A 3,330-nucleotide genomic window follows, 5' to 3' on the forward strand; every position below is an offset into this window, starting at 1 on the left:
GAAACTTATCTGCTTTACCGTGCCGATATGAATACCCCAAGAACGCCGCCACTGCGTTTAGGTTTACGGGTAAATGCACAATTTAATGAAAATTGGGCTGGTGAAGCGGAATTCTATCGTATGTTTAGCCAACGCCGTTTAAGCCAGTTAGAGTATCCGACCAAAGGGCATTCAATGTTGAATTTGGGCTTAAGTTACAGCAACAAATTTAAAAATGCGGAGTATAAAATTAGCTTGAATGGGACAAACTTACTCAATCAGCCGATCTATATTCACACTTCTTATCATCCGTTCGTTTCTCAACCGGGTCGGAATTTTATATTAGGAGTTGAAGTTAAGTTTTAATCTTTAATCTTTATCTTGTTGAAAAAGGGAGTTTCTTTTAATCGGAAACTCCCTTTTTATATGCAAAAAATCAGTGAAATTGAACCGCTTGCTATTTCTGAAAATACTCAAACAATGGCTCAGGGTTTTGGATATAGGCGGCTAATTGTTTTTGTTCCGGGTGTCCCATATAAGGAATTTGCCCTAATAGCGGTGCGTTAATTTTTTGACTGAGTAATTCAATCAGTTCGTGATAGTGTCGCAACCCAGGATTCACCCGATTGGCAACCCAGCCCACTAGTTTCCCTCCACGTTGCAAAATTTCATTGGCAGTAAGTAGTGCGTGATTAACACAACCTTCTTTAATACCTACCACTAACACCACAGGCATATCATTTTGGATTACCCAATCAGCAAAGCTATAATCTTTATTAATCGGGGTAAGCCAGCCATAAGTGCCTTCAACAACTACATTGGGAAATTTTTCTTCCAATCGAGCCAAATCGCTATTCAATTTTTCTAATTGAATATGATGAACGGCATCTAGTGCCGCAAATACAGGTGTACTGGAATGGATAAATGTATAACTGTTGATATCTCGATAACACACCTCTTTCGGGCAACTTTCCAAAATAGTTAATACATCGGAGTTATCTTCCGTTGCATAATCATATTGAGTTGGCTCGGTCGGTAAAGAGTCATCGCCACCACACGCAATCGGTTTATAACCCACTACAGGGAAATGGTGTTCAGTAAGGGTTTGGATAATCGCTCGGGTAACAACTGTTTTCCCAACATTTGTATCTGTTCCGGTAATAAATAATGAAGGCATTACAAATTCCTTTAACAAAAAATTCACGCCTTGTAGTTTAACCAAGAAAAGATTAATTTATACTGTCCTTGATCAAATTTCCGTCATAAATTCCTTGTTTTATTGCAGAACAAGCAATTAATGGGCTATTCCAATCATATTGACTGGTTACTAAATCAATTTTTAGATCTTGTAACAAATTTTTATGTAATTTTGCCGAAAGTTGGTTAAATAAAGGTTCTTTTATCCGAAGTAGAGGAGAATTGAACATAATTTTCTCACTAGAGAAAATGTTGATTAAATTCATTAAAGCATAGGCGAGATTATCGGTAATATGCTCTAAAATGGTTAATGCAAGCGGTTGATTTTCCTCAATTTTTTGACAAAATAAACTGATTTTTTGTTCCGGTGTTGCTAAATGATTCGGTAAATATTTATCAATTAATTGCACGATAGCAGGGAAGGTAACTTGATTAATTAATTTATAACGATCAATAGTGTCCAATTCAGGGAATGTTTCATCACTTAATTGGCTGAATTTAGGCATATGCATATTATCAACATTCATTTTTGACTGTTTATGTAGCAAATTGCCGCTTAACAGTACGCTTACGTTTATTGTATCGTCTAATTCAATGAAAATTACATTGTTTTGGCTGATTAAAGAACCCACAGTTGATTCTGCCAATAGCCATAATTGAAAATGCTCGCTTAATAAAATTGGACAGTCAAATAATTGGGCAAGTTTAGGTGTGATATGGCAAAGCATATTGTGATTGCCTAATTGTGTAATGCTCTCTTTTTCCGCATTAATTTTGCCTATAACACTTACAGAAACTGCAAGTAACTGCTCTTTATGGATAGTCTGAGCTTGCTGGAAATTTTCGATAAATTTCAAAATGTTATCGTCTAATTGAGTATAATTTTGCGGCGAGATTGTATAATCTTGCTTGTACATTTGCTTACCGTTTAATTCACAAAGGGAAATTTCAACCTTATGTGGTGAAACTGTTATGCATAATAATTGCCAAAAGAAATTTGAAACGGCTAAACCAACAGAAGGGCGACCTCGAGCGAGTGTATTTTGCACCGTTCTTTCTAAAATAAAATGGTTGTCTATCAATATTTTAGTAAGATTAGTTACAGATGCCGGAGCTAAGCCGGAGAGCTTGGCTAAGTCGGTTCTTGAAATTAATTCAAATTGTTCGATTAAGCGGTAAATCTTACCTAAATGTAAGGCTTTGTTATCGGAAAACATTTAAAAATTCCTTTTATCATCTTGATTGTGGCAATTATTTTTTGATCTGAAAAAAATAACAATCTTTTTTTGTTTATAATGAGAAACAGATCACATAATTATTTTATTCTTTGAAAAAATTACGGAAAACGAGTATGAAATCTTTAATTTGCTATAACTGGATTGATACAAACGAACAACTAGCGGCAGTATGCGAAGAGGCTAAAAAAGCAAATGCTATAGCACTTGATACTGAATTTATCCGCACCCGTACTTACTACCCAAAATTAGGTTTAGTTCAGTTATATGATGGCAAACAAGTCAGCTTAATCGACCCTACTGCGATTTCCGATTTTTCGCCTTTTGTCTCATTATTGGCAGATAAAAGCACAATAAAAGTGCTTCACGCCTGTAGTGAAGATTTAGAAGTCTTCGAGCATCAATTCAAACAATTGCCTGAACCAATGCTTGATACCCAAGTTATGGCGGGCTTCGCCGGCGTTGGTATATCAATGGGATTTGCGAAATTAGTTTCTCATTATTTAGATGTTGAACTGGATAAAGGGGCTTCTCGTACAGATTGGCTTGCTCGCCCTTTAACTGAACAGCAGTTGCAATATGCAGCAGCAGATGTATGGTATCTGTTACCAATTTATGAAAAATTGGCTGAGGCGTTAGCAAAAGGCAACTGGCAAAATGCGGTTAAAGAAGAGTGTGAGGCAATATCAGCTAAAATTCAGCGAGTTGAAGATAAAACCAAAGCCTATAAAAATATTGCTAATGCGTGGCGATTAAATCAGCAAGAGTTGGCTATTTTGCAAGTTTTAGCTAAATGGCGGATTGACGAGGCAGAAAAACGTGATCTGGCGTTAAATTTTGTGGTGAAAGAAGCAAATCTGCTTCAAATTGCTAAAATACAGCCAAAACACACATCTCAATTATTAGAATTTATGCACCC

At 36.1% G+C, this 3,330-nt stretch carries 4 protein-coding genes; 2 read left to right on the top strand and 2 right to left on the bottom strand.

Annotated elements, in window-relative coordinates:
• Positions 1-345, top strand: a 345-nt coding sequence (locus ACJHV0_RS04090; RefSeq protein ID WP_483133446.1) for a TonB-dependent receptor, incomplete at its 5' end; no start/stop codon positions are given.
• A 91-nt stretch (positions 346-436) separates the two neighbouring features.
• On the opposite strand, the gene bioD is transcribed toward ACJHV0_RS04090, so the two are convergent.
• On the bottom strand, positions 437-1,156 hold the full coding sequence (gene bioD, locus ACJHV0_RS04095) for a dethiobiotin synthase (RefSeq protein WP_025236009.1): 720 nt from the start codon (positions 1,154-1,156) through the stop codon (positions 437-439).
• Positions 1,157-1,208: 52 nt separating this feature from the next.
• Positions 1,209-2,393: an ROK family protein gene (locus tag ACJHV0_RS04100; RefSeq protein WP_483133447.1), complete on the bottom strand. Its 1,185-nt coding sequence runs from the start codon at positions 2,391-2,393 to the stop codon at positions 1,209-1,211.
• 134 nt (positions 2,394-2,527) lie between these two features.
• Between ACJHV0_RS04100 and rnd the strand changes: the two genes are divergently transcribed.
• Positions 2,528-3,330: ribonuclease D (gene rnd / locus ACJHV0_RS04105; protein WP_483133448.1), on the top strand; the 803-nt coding region annotated here is incomplete at its 3' end.

This window comes from Mannheimia sp., assembly GCF_056854775.1.